Raw genomic sequence first — 17,545 nt, 5'->3', positions numbered from 1 at the left:
GAAGGACGCCCGGGGGCCGGACCGGCGGCGACGATCGACGGGTCGTCAGCAACCCTTCGCAACCGGAGCCTTCAGTGCTGAAAAAGATCGTGCGCGCCACCGCGCTCCTCGCCCTCGTCACCGCGTTCGCCGCGCCTGTCGCGCTCGCGGCGCCCGCCCAGGACCACCCCGTTGCCGCCCGTCCGGCGGCTGTCACCCTCGTGTCCTCCCTCGAGGGCACCGCACGGTTGGACTACCCGGTGACCAGCGAGGCGGTCCGCGTCAGCGTGGACGCCCACGCCGTGTACGACAACCTCGGCAGCATCCCCGCCCGCTCCTGGGGCACCTTCAGGATCTCCCACGCCATCCAAGGCCGGGACCACTGGGGCGAGTTCGAGGTCGACTGCCTCACCACGGGCGGCCCCACCGCCACCGTGACCGGCCGCCTCGTACGCACCAGCCCCGGCCACCCGTGGACGACCGAGCTGGACCCGCACACCCGCATGGGGGTGAGCTTCTACGTCCCCGAGCACGGCAAGGGCCGTCACGACCCGGCCCGCGCGGGGCTCTCCGGCGCGACGGCCAAGGGGGCCCCGCCACTCACCCGGTGCATGGCGCCCGCGGCCGACATGGCTGTGGTCGCGGGCGGCTACACGCTGCGGGACCGCGAGTCCCACTGAGGCCCGGTCGGCGCCGCCGGGCCGGTACGGTCAGCGCCGACGCGCCGGTACGGTCAGCAGGACCAGGCCGGCGCCGAGCACGGCCAGCCCGCACCAGCCCACGACCGGCAGCCTCTCCCCGAGCACGGCCACGCCCAGCACCGCGGCGACGGCGGGCTCGGCCAGAGTGAGGGACGTGGCCACCGACGCGGGCGTGCGGCGCAGGCCGTAGCCGAAGAGCCGGTAGGCCAGGCAGACCGTGAACACGGCGAGATACGCGGCCACGGACGCACCGCGCGCCGTGCTCAGCCAGCCCGTGTCCGTGCACACCACCACGGGCACGACGAGCAGCCCGGCCCCGCCGAACAGCACGCCCATCACCGCCCCGGAGGCGTGCCCGCGCGTGATGAAGCTGCCGCCGATCAAGGCGTAGACGGCGTACGACAGCCCCCCGCCCGCGGCGAGCGCCACCCCGGCCAGGTCCATCGGGGCGGCCTGTCCGGCGGGGTCGGGGGCCAGCACCAGCAGGGCGCAGCCGAGGACGGCCGCCGTGGTGGCGGCGGCCCAGCGGGCGGTGGGCCGGCCCCGTCCGGCGATCCACGTCAGCAGGCCGGCGAAGACCGGCGCGCTGCCCAGCGCGATCACCGTGGCCACGGCCACGCCGGTACGGGCCACCGCTGGGTAGAAGCACACCGGATACCCGGCCACCGCCACCGCGCCCAGCGCGAGCAGCCGGCGCTCGCGACGCGAGCAGGCACCCGTCAGGGAACGCGCCCCGCGGGAGGTGAGGAACATGAGCAGCCCGCCGAGGGCCAGACCGGCGCAGCCGATCGCCGCGGGCGGCGCACCGGCCGGGGCCAGGGAACTCGCCGTTCCGGTCGTGCCCCACACCACGGCCGAGGTGAGGATGGGGGCGGGTCCGCCGAGGAGCCGGTGGCGGGAGCGGCGCGGGCCGGCCTCGGCCGGGCGCGCGGGAGTCGAAGAAGCGGTGCGGTTCGGCACAGTCGTGTCTTCCGTCGTCGAAGCGTCTGGGAGTCGATCCGAGAACGGGCGCACGACAACAACCCCTGACCGCCCCTGAGGGGCCGGCCGGGGCCGGGGATTCACCTACCGCCGGAAGTCCGCGCCCGTCAGGCGCAGGGCGGCGGAAGGACGACGTGCCAGTGGGTGTTCACGCCGTGATGATAACCGGACAGCATCAGGGGGTGCCGAGTCGTGGGCCGCGACCGCCGTGGATCATGAGGGCATGGATGACGATCCGACGACTCCGGTACGGCTCGCGGCCTACACCAGGAGCGACCTGACAGAGATCCTCGGTGACGGCGACGACCCCTTCGGGGTCGCCGGCACCGGGCTGACCTTCCTGCCCAAGGACGAGCACTACGGCATCAGACTCGCCGGCCGTCTGGTCGCCCACGCCGGTCTGCTCCGCCTGTCGCTGACCGTCGGCGACACCCGCACCGAGGCCATGGGCGTCGGTGGCGTCGCCGTCGCCCCCGACGTCCGCGGCCGCGGCCTGGCCCGCCGGGTCGTCGCCGCCGCGCTGGCCCACGCCCGCACCCAGGGCCCGCCCTACGCGCTCCTGTTCTGCCGCACCCCGCTCGTCCCCTTCTACGCCCACCTCGGCTGGCACCCCGTCCAGGCCCCCGTCCACGTCGAACAGCACGACGGCCCGGTGCTCATGCCGCTGAACACGATGTGGACGCCGCTGCGCGAGGAGGCCGACTGGCCGCCGGGCACCGTACGACTGCACTCGTTCCCGATGTGAGGGCCGCCGGGAAACCCCGGTGACCCGTCGGTTCACCTGCGGATATGGTCCCGGTATGCAGCAGACAGCGACCACCACCCTCTGGCGTCCCACCGGTCCCGAGGAGCTCGCGCTGGTGCGGGAGTCGGACTGGCGGGCCTGGCCGCCGCGGCTGCCCGAGCAGCCGATCTTCTATCCCGTGCTGAACGAGGAGTACGCGATCAAGATCGCGCGGGACTGGAACGTCAAGGCCAGTGGCGTGGGGTATGTGACGCGGTTCGAGGTCGAGTCCGAGTTCCTGCGGCGCTACCCCGTGCAGCAGGCGGGCGGGCGGACGATCCTCGAACTGTGGGTGCCGGCCGAGGAGTTGGCGGAGTTCAACGCGCACATCGTCGGCCGGATCGAGGTCGTGCACGAGTTCCGCTGACGCGCGAGAGCCGCCGGCCCGGCACGGGGCCGGCCGGCGGCTTCGCCGACGGGGTCAGGGCGCGCAGTGGAACTTCGCGTCGGCCCAGTCCCCGTGGTCGCCGGACTTGGTGCCGTCCGTGTCGGTGACCAGCAGATTCACATGCCGGGCTCCGGCGAGCGGTACGTCCGCCCGGACCGGGTCCGACCTGCCGTTCACCGTCGGCGACGACCACAGCGTGCGGCCGTCGGCGACGACCGAGAAGGACACGCCTCCGTAGCCGTTGATCTCGTCGTCGATGCCGACGGTGGCGGTGAAGGACGTGCACTTCCCGCCGAGCCAGAACTCGATGTCGGAGTTGGCGTGGGCGCCGATGCCCTTGGTGTACGTCGCGCCGTTGAGAGTGAGCGTATGACCGTCGGACGCGCCCGACTCGCCGTTGCTGCGGTCGCGTTCGGGCGGACCGTAGCCGTTGGCGGACTTCAGCCACGGCAGATCGCTCGCCCAGGCGTCCGCCGTCGGCGGCTTCGGCATGGTGCGTACGGCGGCCCGTAGCGCGGTCAACTGTGCCTCGCCCGCGGCCCGGTAGCGGGCCGTGGCGGTCAACACCGCTTCGCCCACGCCCTGTTCGCCGGGCGGCGTCACCGTGAACTCGGCGTGCGCCCGCTGACCCGGCTCGACCCGGCCGAGCGTCCGTGCGGCCGACACCGTCCAGCCCTCCGGGGCGGCCAGCGACAGCTCGGTGGCGTCGGCGCCGGCGCGCCCGGCGGTGAAGTCGACCGCCACCTGCGCCGACGTACCGGCGCCGAGCTCGGCGGGCGCGCTCACCGCGAGCGTGCCCTTCGCGCCGGGCACCTTGCCGCCCACCGCGCTCGCCCCGGCCAGCTCGATCCGGAACGCCCGCGCGGTGCTCAGCGCACGCGTCTTGACCTGGACGACCCCGGACCGGTCGGTGGCGTCGTACCACCAGCCCTCGGCCGCCGCGTCGAACGCGGCCTTCGAGGTGTACCGCGGCAGCACCCGGTCGGCGAGCAGCGCCTGTTGGGGCGTGGAACCGGTGTGGACGGTGAACCGGTACGGGCGCGCGGTCTGCTTGCCCGTGAAGGCGCCCACGCTCGCGCCGACGTCGATCGTGACCGGCCCCGGTCCGCTCTGCGGCGCGCTCACCTGGACCCGCTGCTCGGCGAACTCGCCCGTCTGATGCTGCCGGGTCACGCCGTCGTCCTCGTACAGCGTGAAGGACGTGCGGCCCTGCGGGTAGACGTCCCAGGCCAGCGGGGAACCGGCCGTGCGGTCGCGGTACGAGGTGATGCCCGGCCACATCGGCACGGAGGCACCGGCCTTCACGAACAGCGGCAGCGTGTCCAGCGGCGCCTGGTAGCCGTCGACCGTGGTCGGACCCTCGTAGGTGCGGCCGGACCAGTAGTCGACCCAGGTGCCCTTCGGCAGGTAGATGCCGTCACGGACGGCCGTGTCGCGGTAGACCGGCGCGACGAGGAAGTGCTCGCCGGTCATGAACTCGTACTTGGCGGCGTCGGACGCGGCCACCGGGTCGTCCGGGTACTCCAGCGCCAGCGGCCGCACCGGGCCGACACCGTCGCGGTGCGCGCGGGCCGCGTAGGTGTACATGTACGGCAGCAGGGATTCCTTGAGCTTGAGGTACTTGCGGTTGATGCTCGTGTACGGCTCCCCGTACCGGAAGGGCTGCTTGTCGCTCGCGGCCCAGCCGTCCATCGTCATCACGGCCGGCAGGAACGCCTTCCACTGCAGGTCGCGGACGTACGTCTTGGCGCTGCCGCCGAAGATGCCGTCCACGTCACCGGTGGTGTAGGCGAGGCCGGACATCGTGGCACCTGCGTACGTCGGGATCTGCCAGCGGATGTAGTCCCAGCTGCCGGACTGGTCGCCGCTCCACTGCACCCCGCAGCGCTGCGCGCCCGACCAGCTCTCCGGCGCCCAGGTGAAGCCGCGGGCGTCGCTGTTGTCCTCGATGCCGCGGTGGGCGGCCTTGCAGCCGTCGAGCGCGAACTTGTAGCCGTCGCCCACCCAGGCGACATCCAGCTTCGCCACCCGCTGGCCGGCCTTCACCTGCTCGGCGAGCTTGTCGAGGCCGTCCTCGGTCCACAACCCCATTTCCATCTTGCGGTCGGTGAGGCCCTTGGCCGTCTCGGCGAGGTTCTCGTAACCGCAGCCGTAGCCGTCGTTGACGAGCATCCAGCCGAGCGGCATGTCGTGCTTCACGTACTCGTCGGCGACCTTCAGCGCGTCCAGCGTGTGCCGTTCGCCGCGGTTGGCGTTGTGCAGGTAGCAGTCCGAGTCGCCGATCTCCAGGCCGTAGATGGGCGGCATCATGGGCCGGCCGGTGAGCCTGGTGTACTGCCCGATCACGTCCTTGGCGGAGCGCCCGGCGACGTAGTACGCGTCGAACCGCTTCTCCTTCTCGGTGGTGGTGACCGGGTCGGTGAAGGCGTACGTGCCGGGGGAGTAGGTGTTGCGGTACACGCCGTACCCGGCCGAAGACAGGTAGAACGGCACCGAGTTGGGGTGACCGCCCTCGTTCCAGTTGTAGTCGACGCCCACGTCGAGGGTCTTGCCGCGGTGCGAGGTGTTGCCGCTGCCGTTCTGCTCGCCCAGGCCGTAGAACTGCTCGTCCGCGCCGCGCCGGAGCGTCTGGGTGGTGGACGTGCCGGTCCAACTGATGCCCTTGGTCTCCTCCCACAGCCGGGTGCCGTCGGCGCGATGGAGGGCGAAGCGCAGCGGTGACTTGTAGGCGCGCAGGGTGATTTGGTCCGTGGACAGCTCGTAGCGGTCGCCGCGGTCGGCCCACCGGGTGGTGGGCGGCGTGCCCTGCGGCAGCACGATGTCGTCGCCGACCGGGTCCGTGAAGGTGCCCTCGGGTGCCACCTCGATCCGGAAGGTCTCCTGGCCGACGAAGCTGACCCGGGCCTTGGCCGGGCCCGCGGTCAGTGTGTAGGTGGCGCCGTTCGCGGAGAAGCCGGTGACGTCGCCGATCACCGTCGCCGCCTCGGCCTCCGCCTGGGCGGCTGGCGCGGCCTGCGCTGGGAGGGCCGGGCCGGTCGCCGCCGCCAGCAGGGCGAGCAGGGTGGCGCCGATGAAGGCCGCCGGGCGCGTCGTGGGTCTACGGGGTGGAGCGGTCATGTCGATTCCCTTCGCAAGCGTCTGTCGGCACAGGTCGCGTTGACGGAAGGTGCTTGAAAGTCGGTCGCATCGAGCACAATCAATCAGGCGAGGAAGGTATAGCGCATCGGCGCACGCGTTGGCCAGAGTGCGTGCCGGGGCCGAAGGGAGAGGGCGGACAGGAGGACGGGCCCGCGTCCGAGGGGCGGTTGCCCCTGCGTCGGGCGCGGGGCCGGGGGTGGTGTGGGGATCGGTGCAGGGTGGGGCAGTGTGGGGGGTGAGGGGTGAGGGGTGAGGGGTGCCGGGTGGAGCGGTCGGTGTCAGGCGTTCCGGCCGCGCAGCTCCGCCCACCGGGTGCCCTCCACGAAGTGCACGTCGTAGCGGTCCTGCTCCGGCAGCAGGCTCTCCGGCGGTTCCAGGCCCTGGGACACTCGCCCCAGGTGACGGAAGTAGCCGAACCGCTCCACGCCAGGCGCCATCACCACGAGCACGTCGGCCCCCGTCCCCGGCGCCGCACCGAAGGCGTGCACCAGGCCCGGCGGCACCACCACCAGGCCGCCCTCGCCCACGGTCACCGACCGTTCCCCGAGCAGGAACTCCATCCGCCCGCCCAGCACATGGAACAGCTCGGCCGACCGCTCGTGCCGGTGCGGTCTCGCCCCGTCGGCCCCGGCCGGCAGGGTGAGCCGGTTGGCGCCCAGCGCGCCCGCGGTGGTGTCGCCGTCGACCAGCAGCCGGAACGCACCGCCGTGCGCCAGCCCCACCACCTCGGCCTCCTCCGCCGCCACGACCACGGCCTCCGTCATCTCGCGCTCCTTCCGTCGAAAAGGTCGAACAGGTCGAACGGGTCGAACAGATCGTCCGCGACCATTCGACAGCGGGAACAACCGCCGAACCAGAAGCAGTTGGCGCACACAGAGATCAGCGATCGTGATGAATGAGGCAACGAGGAGGGGGACGGCCGTGGAGCTGCGCCAGTTGCAGTACTTCCTCGCCGTGGCGGAGGAGGGCGGCTTCGCCCGCGCCGCCGAGCGCATCGGCATCGTCCAGTCGGCCGTGAGCCAGCAGATCCGCAAGCTGGAGCGGGACCTCGGCGTGACGCTCTTCGACCGCTCCACCCGGCGTGTGCACCTCTCGGCAGCCGGGGAACGGCTCCTGCCGGAGGCCCGCCTGGTGCTCGAAGCCGCCCGGCGCACCCGGCAGGTCGCGGCCGACATCACCACGGGCGCGGCGGGCGTCCTGCGGCTCGGCACGATCCACGGCCCCGGCGAGCGCCTCTACCGCGCCCTGGCCGAGCTGGCGGAGACGCACCCGGGGCTCCAGGTGCGCCTCAAGCGGCTCCCGGCGGCCGAGCGGGTGGCCGCCGTACGGGAAGGCGGACTGGACGCGGCCCTGATCCGGGCCATGACCGCCGAACCCGGCCTGCGGCTCATCCCCCTGCGGACCGACCCGCTCCACGTCGCCCTGCCCGCACGCCATCCCCTGGCCGCCGAGCCCCGCCTCGCCCTCGGACAACTCGCCGGCCTGCCGCTGAGGTTGGCTCCCCGGGAGAAGAACCCGCCGTTCCACGACCTCGTCAGCGACGCCCTGCGGGCCGCCGGGGTGTCCCCGCCACCGGGGCCCGAGTTCACCAGCCTGCGCGAGACCCTGGCCGAGATCGCCGTCGGCCCGCCCTCCTGGACCGTCTTCTACGACGTCTCCGGACTGCCACCCGCCCCGGGCATCACCATCCGACCGCTGGACGAACCGAGCGTGCCGACGTCGCTGGCCGTACGACAGGGGGAACTCCCGCCTGCTCTCCGGCACTTGACGGGGAGCCTTCAGCGGAGCTTCACGGACCGGGCCGGGTGAGCTCGCTCGCTCCCCTCGCGGTGTCGGGCAAGCCCGTCTTTCCGGCGTTGTCAGTGCCCCCTGCCATGATCGAGGCATGTTCGACGACGCCCGGGTGACCGTACCCCGCAGCAGTGACCTGCACGGCGGCAGGACCGCCGCCGTCCTGGCCGGCGCCTTTGTGCCGGGGGGTGCCCGGTGACGCCCGCCGAGCGGCTGCGGCGTGCGCTGACCGACGCGTCGTACGAGATCGCGGACCCGTACGGGGACGCGGCCGAGGTGTCCGAGGAGGAGTTGGGTGCGTTGATGCCGCTGGCCTACGGTGTCACGGCCGGGGCCGGGGCGCGCGGTACGACCTCGGCCCGGTTCGCGGTCGAGGAGGCGGCCAAGGAGCGAGCGCCCCGCTACACACCCGACACCTGCCGCGGGCTGTTCGAGGCACTCGTCGCGGGCACCGAGCGTCGGAACTGGGCCGATCTCGGCCTCACCGCGGACGCGTTGACGCGCTGCACCGGCCCGCTGCCCGACCTCTCCGAGCCCGCCCGCTTCCTGGTGGAGCACGCCCTGCGCGAGAGCTACGCGGACCGGCGGCAGCTCACGCTGCTAGCCCTGGGGGCGCTCGCCGGAGAGGAGACCCTGAGCAGGGTCGTACAGCACCTGCTCCGGCCTGAGGAACCCATCGCGCGGGACGAACTGGAGGTCCTCCACGCGCTCACACCGGCCGAACTGACCCTGTTCTCCCAGGTCGACCGGCAACCGATCGTCGACCCGCCGGCGCCGCCAGCGGCATGGCGGGCCATCGCCGCCCTCCCGGCCTACGCCGACCTCGCCGACCGCGTGCTCCATACGGCCGCCGACCGCACCGACGCCATCAAGGCGGGTACCGTCCCCTACCGGTCCGACAAGGCCTTCACCTCCCAGGAGGTCACCACGCTCGGGCGCGCCCTGCGGGTGGCGCTGGTGCGCGACGAGCCCTGGCTGCCGGACCTCCTGGACAGGCTGCTCCCCGGCATCGCCCTCGCACCGACGGCCGCCAGGACCCTGCCCTCCCAGGCGCTGCTCTACGAAATCACCCGCGCGGCACAGGAATGGCCCACGCCCGAGCTGGTCATCGGCCTGCGCACGGTCCGCGGGACGGTCCGGCACGCCGGTGTGCCCAAGCAGCTCGACAAGTCGCTCAAGAAGATCGAGGCGGTCCTCGCCGAGCGCACCGACGTGGCGCTGCGCCTGCCCACCCTGGGCTTCGCCGACGACGGTGTCCTGCGCCGGGAGGCGGGCGCGTACACGGCCGTCGTCACGGTCGCCGAGAACGTCGAGCTCGCCTGGGAGAAGGACGGCCGCCGGCTGCGCGGCCTGCCCGCGGCCGTCCGCCGCGACCACGCCGACGTGCTCGAGGAGACGCGCGAGCTGGTCAAGCGGGCGACCGCCCATCTCGCCACGCTGGCCCGTGCGTTGGAGGGCTCCTACAGCGTCGACGCCACCCACCCGTACGGCTGGTGGCGCACCCGGCTGGCCGGACATCCGCTCGGCCGGTCCGTCGTGGGCCGGCTGATCTGGGAGATCGAGACGGCGCCGGGCACCTGGCAGGCCGTACTCCCGGAGACCGGCGACCTTCCCGAGGCGCCCGAGGACGCGGCCGTGCGGCTGTGGCACCCGCTGCGCTCCGACCCGGACACCGTGCGGGCCTGGCGTGACCTGCTCGTCGAGGCGCGGGTGAGGCAGCCGTTCAAGCAGGCGTACCGCGAGACCTACCTGCTCACCCCGGCGGAGGAGGAGACCCGCGTCTACTCCAACCGCTTCGCCGGGCACCTCGTGCACTACCACCGGATGCGTGCGCTGTTCCGGGCCCGGGGCTGGACGAGCGGCCGTCCCTGGCACCCGGGCGACGACGACACGGCCGAGCGGATATGGGGCGCGGGGGAGTGGTGCGTCACCTTCCGGCACGCGCTCGCCGACTGGGCGGACGAGGATGCACTGGCCTCCACCGACCAGGTCCGCTTCACCCGCCGGACGGACGGGGCACGGCAGGTGGCGCCGCTGGCCGAGGTGCCCCCGCTGGTGTTCAGCGAGGCGATGCGGGACGTGGACCTCTTCGTCGGGGTGACCTCGATCGCCGCCGACCCCGACTGGACCGACGGCGGTCCCGGACACGCCTACTGGCGGCGCGCCGGGTTCGCCGAGCTGCCCGGGACCGGCGAGGTCCGGCGCGAGGCCCTCGCACGCATCCTGCCGAGGCTGAAGATCGCCGACCGGTGCACGCTCGACGGACGCTTCCTCGTCGTCCGCGGCGAGCTGTGCACCTACAAGATCCACATATGGTCGGCGAACATCCTGATGGAGCCGGACGACCGCTATCTGTGCGTGGTTCCGGCGCGCCGGCCGGCCGAGGGGAAGGTGTTCCTGCCGTTCGAGGACGACCGGCTGGCGGTCATCCTCAGCAAGGCGTTCCTGCTCGCCGCCGACACCGAGATCACCGACCCGGTCATCCTCCGGCAGATCCAGCGAGGGGCCTGAGGGCGGTTGAGCTGCTGAGGTGCCGACCGGCTGCTGAGCACTGTCCGGTGGGCTCGGTGGACCCGGCTGAACCGCCGTCAGCCCCGCCCGCTTCCGAGCCGTACCACCCGGGCCCAGGCCGGTGGCCGGTCGGGCGCATGGCCCGGGTCGTCCTCGTCGCGCGGCCCGGGTGCCCACAGGCGCGGGAACAGGCCGACCACCGTGCGGCACGGCGGGCGGACGGACGGCCAGGGCGTCTGGCCGTCGGTCAGGGCGACGATGACGTCCGGGCGCGGCTGCGCGGCGAGCGCCTTCGCGAAACCCGACCGCAGATCGGTGCCTCCGCCGCCCACCAGCGGAATGTCCTCGGCCCGGCACAGCGGATGCACCACCCCGGCCGCCGCGTCGCAGGACAGCACGCTGACCAGGTCGCGCCGGCCCCCGACGGCCCGGGAGATCGCGGCGACCTCCAGCAGCGCGCTGCCCAGTTCGGCGTCGCTGACGGACCCGGAGGTGTCGACCACGACGGCGACCTGCGGGGGCATCCGCCGCAGGCTCGGCAGCACCACCCCGGGCACCCCGGCCGAACGCCTCGCCGGGCGGCCGTAGGTGTAGTCCTCACCGACGCCGGGGCCGGAGACCGCCGACCGCAGGGCCGCGCCCAACAGCTCCCGCCAGGGCTGCGGCGGATGGAACGCCTCCTCCGCCCAGCGCTGCCAGCCCAGCGGCGCGTTGCCGGGCCGGCCGTTGATGCCCTCGGCGACCCGGAACCGTACGGCGTCCTGCTCCTGTTCGCTCAGTCCGTGCGCGCCGTCGGGCCCCAGGTCCCAGTCGCGGTCCAGGCCGTCGGCGCCGCTGCCGCAGTCCAGCCAGGCCAGGTCCCCGGTGAGCGGCCCGACGCCGATCCGCCGTGCGTACTCCTCCATGAGCAGGCCCTCGGGCAACAGCAGGGAGGCGGGCCGCACGACGTCCTCGGGCAGGACGAGGCCGTCGCCGGCGATGTCGTCGTTGATCTCGCAGTCCGCGGCGATGTTCATCCGCAGCCGCCCGGCCGGACCGTCCATCCCCAGCTCGCGCGCGAGCCGGTCGCCGCGGCCGTGGTGGTCGCGCAGCAGATGCGACACCTCATGCACCCACACACCCGCCAGCTCCTCCACGGGCGTCGCGGCCACGAAACCCGCTGAGACATAGCAGCGCCAGTGCCGGTCGACCGCCATCGTCGGCACCCGACGCGACACGACGACCCGCAGCGCGAACAACGCGGTCGCGAGATAGGGCCGGGCCCGGGCGGCGTACAGCCGGGCGGCGTAGAGCTTGTCGAGGTCCACGGCTCCTGCGCTCTGCGTGTCGAGGTCGACGGTCCCTGCTGTCCGCGTGTCGAGGTCCGCGGCTCCTGCGCTCCGCGTGTCGAGGTCTACGGTCCCTGCTGTCCGCGTGTCGAGGTCCGCGGCCCCTGCTGTCCGCGTGTCGAGGTCCGCGGCCCCTGCTGTCCGCGTGTCGAGGTCTACGGCCCCTGCTCTCCGCCTGTCGAGGTCCGCGGCCCCCGCTGTCCGCGCGTTCTGGTGATCGCGGGCCGGGCCGCACTCGTCAGGCCCGCTGTCCGGCGCCTCCGCCTTCATCGGGCGCCCTGCCCGGCGACGGCGGCGGGCCGGTTCGCCGCGCGGTGGGCCGCCTTGTCGGCGCGCCGGGACAGGGACACCGCTCCGGCGAGGCGTTCGATGGCCTCGGGCACGTCCCAGTCCTCGCGGCGCAGCCCCGCGAGCGCGGTCGCGGGGGCGACCACGAGGTCGGGCGCCCCCGTCTCCAGCGCCCGCACCAGCAGAGCCCATGCCGCGTCCCAACGAACCCGCTCCGGGCGGGCGTTCACGGCGGCCACCACCGCCTCCAGGCTGGCCTGGCGCAGATCCCCGCGCTCGGGCAGCTCGGCCCGCGCGGGGTCGGCGAGCAGCAGCTCCGGGTCGGGTAGCTCCATCCGGTCCATCGCGGCCAGCAGCTCCAGCCCCGGCCCGTCGCCCACGGTCCCTCTGACCAGCAGGGCCAGCACCTCCCGGGAGGAGCCCGCGGCGGTGGCGAAGGCGATCAGGGACAGCGTCATGTCCCAGCTGCGCGGCGAGGGCCAGGCCCCGCCCCGGCGCGACTCGCTGCCCGGCAGCCGGTGGACGAGGGTGGGCCGGGTCGTGAGGAACTCGCACACGGCGCGGCGCGCGAAGTCCACGGCCTCGGTCAGCCTCGCAGGGTCCAGGCGGGGCAGGGTCGCCCGGGGCCAGGTCCCGCCGAGGCCGCGGACGACGACCTCATGGTCGTGGGTCCACTGCAGGTGGACGAAGCGGTTGGCCAGCGGCGGGCTCAGCTCCCAGCCGTCGGCCGCCGAGGACCGCGGATTGGCCGCGGCCACGATCCGTACGCCCGGCGGCAGCCGCAGGGTGCCGATCCGCCGCTCCAGCACCAGCCGGAGCAGGGCGGCCTGCACGGCGGGCGGCGCGGTGGACAGCTCGTCCAGGAACAGCAGGCCCCGCCCGGCCCGCACCAGGCGCACCGCCCAGTCCGGCGGCGCCATCGGCACGCCCTGCTGCGCGGGGTCGTCGCCGACGACGGGCAGCCCGGAGAAGTCGGACGGCTCGTGCACGCTGGCGATCACCGTGGTCAGCGGCAGGTCCAGCGCCGCCGCCAGTTGGGTCAGGGCCGCGGTCTTGCCGATCCCGGGCTCACCCCACAGCAGCACCGGCAGATCGGCGGCCACGGCCAGCGTCAGTGCCTCTAGCTGAGTGTCCGGGCGCGGTTCGGTCGTCGTGTCGCGCAGCAGGCTCAACAGGTCGCCCGCGATGTCGAGTTCGGAGTACGAGGAGGTTGTGGGCATACGTCATCACCTAAGGGGTCTGGAGAAGTGCGGGGACGGGAAGGAGAGTTCAGCGCCCGGTCGTGTGGCGCGGACGGGAACGGTGGGCATGCGGGCGGGTCGGGCCCGGGAGCAGGGTCCGGCGCGGCACGGGGTCGGACAGGCCCGCCCTGAACAGCCCGTAGGCGATGCGCCGTTGCGCGGCCGCCTCGAGTTCGTCCAGCAGCGGACCGCTGCGCAGCACCGCGCCGGGCCCGAGGAGACCTTCGACCACGGCGAGCGCTCCGGCGATGTCGCCGTGCAGCAGACGTTCCCTTACGCCGGTCAGGCAGTCGGGCCGGCGGTGGGCCTCGTCGATGGCCCGCAGACAGGGCAGTGGTGGCCCGGAGAGCGCGGCGAGGAGTTCCTCGCGCCGGACCTCGCCCGGCTCGTGGTCCAGCGGGGCCAGCACCCCGTCGACCAGGCCGATCCGGTGCTGCCGCCCACGGCACTCCACGATGTGTGGCGCTCCGGGCGGCTCCACGGTCCGTGCCGGTGCGGGCGCGTGCCCCGGCACCAGGGCCTCGGCGACCAGCGGATGCAGCAGCCCGGGCTCGGCCAGACCGGTTCGCAGCAGCTCCAGGTCGGGCAGCATCCAGGTCGCGGCGTCCGGCAGCACCGGCAGCGCCGCCACCCGGCCACCGGCCGACACCCGCGTGACCTCGACCTCGGGCGGCCCGGTGCCGTCTGCGACGGGGGTGAGCAGCAGCCGGTGCCGTGCGTCGAGTCGTACGACGACACCGTCGGCGGCCGACCCGTCGGCCCGCAGCAGAATCCGTGCCTCGGCCGCCCACCGGTCCACGGCACAACGCCCTGCGTCCGTAAGGGAGTCCGGCGGACGCGGAGGCGTGTCACGCGCGCTCGGCGCGAAAGGTGGCGGTCGGTCCGCCCCGGAACGTGTCCGCAGCTCCCTGGCCCTGCGTACGTCCCACAGGTGTCGGTGCAGATCGAGGCGGAAGCGCCTGCTGGGGCGGGCGTGCGGGTGGCTGCCCGCGCCGGTGCCGGGGCGGGAGGCGTCCCACAGGGCGAGGCTCATCCGCTGACCGGCGTCCGCGCGGGCCGGCGGGGTCCGCACCACGAGATGCAGCGGGCTCACGCCGTCCCTCCCGGCGGCCTCGTAACGGGCCAGGGAGACGGTCAGGGCCGGGCGCAGCAGTCCGTCCGGGGCGATCCTCGGCATGTGCCAGCGCAGCAGGTCGGGCGCCAAGTGGCGGAGGTCGTCGCGCAGTCGGGCCGCCGTCTCCCGGCCGTGGGACAGCGCCACGGAACGCGGGGTGAGATCCACGTCGATGCCCGCGGCGGCACACGCCCCCGCCCAGTCGCCTGCGCGGCGCCGGGCGGTCGCGGTCTCGATCATGGACGGCGGCACGGCGTACTCGCGTACGCGCGACCAGAAGGAAAGTCGGGAGTCCCCGTTCGCGAGGTGAGAGGCCATCAGCACTCACCTTGCGCGGACGGTGCCCCCAATCTCTGAAGAGAGTGAGTCGTCATCGCCGTGATCATGGCACACGCCCGCAGGCCTGTCAGGTGATTATCCGCGCGGCCCGCGGGTGCCGTGGTCACTCGGCGGGCAGGGCCGCCCGTACGGCCTCGGCCGTGACACGCGGGTCGTAGCCCTCGGGTACGCCCGGCACCAGGATGATGTCGCCCACGATGTGCCGCGAGCGCAGCGGCGCGATCTCCTGATAGGCGGGGGAGTCCCACCACGCCCGCGCCTCGGCCATGCCAGGGAAGCCGATCATCACGACGGCCCCCGGCCAGTCGCCCTCCAGCACCTCGTGCGCGGTGCCGTGCACCAGGAAGCGGCCGCCGTACGGCTCGAAGGTGGCGCTGATGCGGTCGATGTACTCGGGGATCTCCGGATGCGGAGTGATCTCCCGTAGATGGGCTATGGCGTAGGCGGTCACGATTGTCCCTCCGGTCGGTCGAACGGCCCTGCTCACGCCGACGATCGTGGCACCCTCCGCCCGCTGGGGCGATTACCTCCGGGGTAAAGGCCCTCGGCCGGCAAATGCGGTTGACCGCCGTCGCCGTCCACCGGTCGGATGGCGTCCCATGAGCGCAGGACAGACGCATCCCGGCCGGCCGCCCCTCGACGACGATCTCGTACGGCGGCTGGTGGCGGGGCAGTTCCCCCGGTGGTCCGGCCTGCCGGTCCGGCGGATCGCGTCCGGTGGCACGGTCAACGCCATGTACCGCCTCGGTGACGACATGGTCGTACGGCTGCCGTTGGTGCGGGGCGGCGCGCCGGACGTGACGACGGAGCAGGAGTGGCTGCCGCGCCTGGCGGCCCTGCTGCCCGTGGCCGTGCCCGAGGTGCTCGGGGCCGGGAAGCCGGCCGAGGGGTATCCATGGCCGTGGTCGGTGTACCGGTGGCTGGACGGGGAGAACCCCGAGGCGGGTGCGCTGGCCGAACCGGTGCTGCTGGCCGAGGACTTGGCGGCGTTCGTCACGGCGATGCGTGGCATCACCCTGCCCGGGGCGCCCCGGGCGTACCGCGGCGGGCCGCTCGCTCTCCAGGAGACGGAGACGCGTGCGGCGATCGGGCGACTGCGGGCGCTCCCGCAGGAAGGCGTCGACTGCGACGCCGTGACCGCCGTGTGGGAGGACGCCCTGCGGGCGCCCGAGGGCGAGCGGACACCGGTGTGGCTGCACGCCGACCTGATGCCGGGCAACCTCCTCCTGCGCGGCGGCCGGCTCGGCTCGGTCATCGACTTCGGCTGCATGGGCGTGGGCGACCCGGCCTGCGACCTCTTCCCGGCGTGGAACCTGCTGCCCGCCGACGCCCGCCAGGTCTTCCGCGACGCGCTCGGCGTCGACGAGGCGACCTGGCGGCGAGGCCGCGCACGCACCCTCTCCCAGGCCCTGATCGCCCTGCCCCACTACCGCGACACCAACCCGGCAATGGCGGGCAACGCACGGCATGTGATCCGGGCCGTGCTGGAGGAGGCGGCATAGCGTCCGACGGGCTCAGGCGTGCGGTGGGATCACCCTTCCGACTGGCTCACGCGTCCGCTGGGCTCAAGTACGCAGGTACGACGCCCCGTTGAGGTCCAGAATCGTGCCCGAGGACCACTCGGCCTCGGGTGAGGCCAGCCACAGGACGGCCGCCGCGATCTCCTCCGGCTCCGCCACCCGCCCGAAGGGGCTCTGCGCGCGGATCGCGGCGCCCTCGGGCCCGTCCAGGCGCGGGGAGACCCGCTCGGTGGCGAAGAAGCCGGGCGCGACGGACGCGACACCGATGCCGTACGGGGCCAGGGACACCGCGAGGGACTGGCCGAGCGCGTGCACCGCAGCCTTGGTCGCCCCGTAGGCGGGGTGGTCCGGCTCGCCGCGGAAGGCGCCCCGGGAGCCGATGTTGACGATGCGTCCGCCCGTGCCCTGGTCGATCATCCGGCGCGCCGCGAGATGACTCAGGTTGGCCGTGGCGAGGAGGTTCACGGCCACATGCCGCTGCCACACCGCCACCCACTCCTCGTACGGCGTCTCGGCGAGCGGATGCCGTACGTTCACAGCCGCGTTGTTCACCAGTACGTCGATCCCGCCGAGCGCGTCGGCCGCCGCGTCCACCACCGCCGCGGCCCCGGCCGGGTCCGCGAGGTCGCCGCCCGTGAGGGCATGCCCGGTGCCGGTGAGGGAGTCCAGGGTCGCGCGGGCCTCCTCGGCGCGGGAGCCGTAGTGCACGGCGATCCGGTCGCCGTTGGCCGCGAACGCCTGCGCCACCGCGCGGCCGAGCCCTCGCGAGGCACCGCTGACGAGGACGCGGCGGCCCGATGCGGGCAGGTTCATGCGGATGCCTTTCCGTTCGGCGACGAGTCGGCGAGAAGCCGTCCCCACGCTACGCCCCGCCCCCGGTGCCGGATCATGGGACCCACCGCCCCACGGCCGAGGAGGACTTGGTGCACCTGCGCAATGTCACACCCGACGACGTCGACGCCTATCTGCGGATGCGCTGCGACCCCGTGATGATGGCCGACCTCGGCGGCCCGCTGCCGCGCGAGGGCATGGCGGACAAGGTGCGCCGCGACGCCCTGGAGGCGGCGGCCGACACCGCCTGGATCAAGATGATCGTCCCTGACCCGGGCCGCCCCGACGTGGCCGGGCTGGTGACCCTCTGGTCCCACGAGACGGACGACGGCCCCCTGTCGGAGATCGGCTGGATGATCCTTCCCGAGCACCAGGGCCGTGGCCTCGGCGGACGCGCCGCCGGCGCCCTGCTCCGGCGGGCCCGCGACGAGGACCGCTGGGGCACCGTCCACGCCTTCCCGGCCGTCGGCAACACCGCCTCCAACGCCATCTGCCGCTCCCTCGGTTTCCGCCTCCTCGGACAACGGGACACCCCCTTCGCCGATCGCGTCCTGCGCACCAACCACTGGTCGATCGACCCGCGCACCGACCTGACCTGACGCCCGCCCGAG

The 17,545-nt window shown here is 73.8% G+C and carries 15 protein-coding genes; 7 read left to right on the top strand and 8 right to left on the bottom strand.

What is annotated here, in order from left to right; genetic code table 11:
• Positions 1-74: 74 nt before the first annotated feature.
• Complete coding sequence (locus RKD23_RS03620) at positions 75-659, top strand: hypothetical protein (RefSeq protein ID WP_424852263.1); 585 nt, start codon at positions 75-77, stop codon at positions 657-659.
• Between the two features lie 30 nt (positions 660-689).
• Here the strand turns inward: RKD23_RS03620 and RKD23_RS03615 are convergent, their stop codons facing one another.
• Complete coding sequence (locus RKD23_RS03615) at positions 690-1,640, bottom strand: DMT family transporter (protein ID WP_424852262.1); 951 nt, start codon at positions 1,638-1,640, stop codon at positions 690-692.
• A 244-nt stretch (positions 1,641-1,884) separates the two neighbouring features.
• Between RKD23_RS03615 and RKD23_RS03610 the strand changes: the two genes are divergently transcribed.
• Both RKD23_RS03610 and RKD23_RS03605 read left to right on the top strand, forming a co-directional pair.
• Positions 1,885-2,406 (top strand): GNAT family N-acetyltransferase, encoded by a 522-nt coding sequence (locus tag RKD23_RS03610; RefSeq protein WP_424852261.1) that lies wholly within the window; start codon positions 1,885-1,887, stop codon positions 2,404-2,406.
• Positions 2,407-2,461: 55 nt separating this feature from the next.
• On the top strand, positions 2,462-2,812 hold the full coding sequence (locus tag RKD23_RS03605; RefSeq protein ID WP_424852260.1) for a hypothetical protein: 351 nt from the start codon (positions 2,462-2,464) through the stop codon (positions 2,810-2,812).
• Positions 2,813-2,866: 54 nt separating this feature from the next.
• Here RKD23_RS03605 and RKD23_RS03600 read toward each other — a convergent pair whose 3' ends face one another.
• Together RKD23_RS03600 and RKD23_RS03595 are read right to left on the bottom strand one after the other, a co-directional pair.
• Entirely contained in the window at positions 2,867-5,950 is a 3,084-nt protein-coding gene (locus RKD23_RS03600) for an NPCBM/NEW2 domain-containing protein (RefSeq protein WP_424852259.1), read from the bottom strand.
• 299 nt (positions 5,951-6,249) lie between these two features.
• Positions 6,250-6,735, bottom strand: coding sequence for a cupin domain-containing protein (locus RKD23_RS03595; protein ID WP_424852258.1), 486 nt, complete (start codon positions 6,733-6,735; stop codon positions 6,250-6,252).
• A 157-nt stretch (positions 6,736-6,892) separates the two neighbouring features.
• Between RKD23_RS03595 and RKD23_RS03590 the strand changes: the two genes are divergently transcribed.
• Positions 6,893-7,780: a LysR substrate-binding domain-containing protein gene (locus tag RKD23_RS03590; RefSeq protein ID WP_424852257.1), complete on the top strand. Its 888-nt coding sequence runs from the start codon at positions 6,893-6,895 to the stop codon at positions 7,778-7,780.
• A gap of 177 nt (positions 7,781-7,957) precedes the next feature.
• The gene (locus tag RKD23_RS03585; protein WP_424852256.1) at positions 7,958-10,273 is read left to right on the top strand and encodes a DUF4132 domain-containing protein; all 2,316 of its coding nucleotides are present in this window, start codon (positions 7,958-7,960) and stop codon (positions 10,271-10,273) included.
• 77 nt (positions 10,274-10,350) lie between these two features.
• On the opposite strand, the gene RKD23_RS03580 is transcribed toward RKD23_RS03585, so the two are convergent.
• From RKD23_RS03580 to RKD23_RS03565, 4 genes are all read right to left on the bottom strand, one after another.
• Positions 10,351-11,580: a DUF2201 family putative metallopeptidase gene (locus RKD23_RS03580; RefSeq protein WP_424852255.1), complete on the bottom strand. Its 1,230-nt coding sequence runs from the start codon at positions 11,578-11,580 to the stop codon at positions 10,351-10,353.
• Positions 11,581-11,867: 287 nt separating this feature from the next.
• Positions 11,868-13,109, bottom strand: coding sequence for an AAA family ATPase (locus RKD23_RS03575; RefSeq protein ID WP_424852254.1), 1,242 nt, complete (start codon positions 13,107-13,109; stop codon positions 11,868-11,870).
• 49 nt (positions 13,110-13,158) lie between these two features.
• Positions 13,159-14,562 (bottom strand): hypothetical protein, encoded by a 1,404-nt coding sequence (locus RKD23_RS03570; RefSeq protein WP_424852253.1) that lies wholly within the window; start codon positions 14,560-14,562, stop codon positions 13,159-13,161.
• A gap of 124 nt (positions 14,563-14,686) precedes the next feature.
• Positions 14,687-15,034: a DUF1330 domain-containing protein gene (locus RKD23_RS03565; protein ID WP_424852252.1), complete on the bottom strand. Its 348-nt coding sequence runs from the start codon at positions 15,032-15,034 to the stop codon at positions 14,687-14,689.
• A gap of 148 nt (positions 15,035-15,182) precedes the next feature.
• Here RKD23_RS03565 and RKD23_RS03560 point away from each other — a divergent pair, with 148 nt between their 5' ends.
• Complete coding sequence (locus RKD23_RS03560) at positions 15,183-16,085, top strand: aminoglycoside phosphotransferase family protein (protein ID WP_424852251.1); 903 nt, start codon at positions 15,183-15,185, stop codon at positions 16,083-16,085.
• Positions 16,086-16,148: 63 nt separating this feature from the next.
• On the opposite strand, the gene RKD23_RS03555 is transcribed toward RKD23_RS03560, so the two are convergent.
• Complete coding sequence (locus RKD23_RS03555) at positions 16,149-16,916, bottom strand: SDR family NAD(P)-dependent oxidoreductase (protein WP_424852250.1); 768 nt, start codon at positions 16,914-16,916, stop codon at positions 16,149-16,151.
• A gap of 110 nt (positions 16,917-17,026) precedes the next feature.
• Here RKD23_RS03555 and RKD23_RS03550 point away from each other — a divergent pair, with 110 nt between their 5' ends.
• Positions 17,027-17,533: a GNAT family N-acetyltransferase gene (locus RKD23_RS03550; protein ID WP_424852249.1), complete on the top strand. Its 507-nt coding sequence runs from the start codon at positions 17,027-17,029 to the stop codon at positions 17,531-17,533.
• Positions 17,534-17,545 lie beyond the last annotated feature (12 nt).

The sequence above is a fragment of the Streptomyces sp. SAI-170 genome (genome assembly GCF_049739565.1).
In the GTDB taxonomy this organism is placed as follows: domain Bacteria; phylum Actinomycetota; class Actinomycetes; order Streptomycetales; family Streptomycetaceae; genus Streptomyces.
This window is presented reverse-complemented; position numbering and strand designations above follow the sequence as displayed.